Below are 739 nucleotides of genomic sequence, written 5' to 3' on the forward strand. Positions count from 1 at the left end.
TTCAGAAGATCCATGAAGAAATCCCTATTTATGGTGCGCTGAAGGTTCATCAGCAATTACTTGAGGATGGATTTAGTGTCAGCGTGAATACGGTGCAGAAATACCGTCAGGAAATGGGCTTAAAAGCAGTATTAGCTGTCAGGTTTCCTAATTTGTCTGAGCCTTGTAAACAGCATGTTAAATACACTTATAAACTGCGTGGTATCAATATTTGTCGCGTTAATCAGGTGTGGTCTACTGATATTACGTATGTGAAGCTTAAGGGTGGTATGGTTTATCTTGCTGCGATAATTGATTGGTATTCAAAAGCCGTATTAAGTTGGCGTATATCCAATACGATGGATAGCAGCCTGGTAATGAGTGTTTTGCATGAAGCCCTTGATCGCTTTGGCAATCCTGAGATTTTTAATACTGACCAAGGCAGCCAATATACCTCACATATACATACTGAAGCATTATCCAGTAGAGGTATTACTATCTCAATGGATGGCAAGGGTCGAGCTACTGATAACATTTGTATTGAGCGTTTTTGGCGCAGTGCAAAATGCGAGCGAATTTATCTTAATGAATATGGTTCTTTACCTGAGCTTAGGACTGATCTTGCTGATTATATTGATTTTTATAATAACCGTAGATTTCATGAAAGTTTGGGATACAAAAAACCAATGAACGTGTACAAAGAAGGTGCTATTGACTTTAAAAGTCAGGCGCAAAAAACATTGCAGGTTGCATGACATGT

The 739-nt window shown here is 38.7% G+C and carries 1 protein-coding gene; it reads left to right on the forward strand.

Annotation, left to right across the window (positions count from 1 at the left end):
* A partial coding sequence (locus DNJ75_RS15040) for an IS3 family transposase (protein WP_117004208.1) occupies nt 1-734 on the forward strand: 734 nt, incomplete at its 5' end.
* Between the last annotated feature and the right edge of the window lie 5 nt (nt 735-739).

Origin of the sequence: Cysteiniphilum litorale (assembly GCF_003428165.1) — a bacterium.
Taxonomy (GTDB): domain Bacteria; phylum Pseudomonadota; class Gammaproteobacteria; order Francisellales; family Francisellaceae; genus Caedibacter; species Caedibacter litoralis.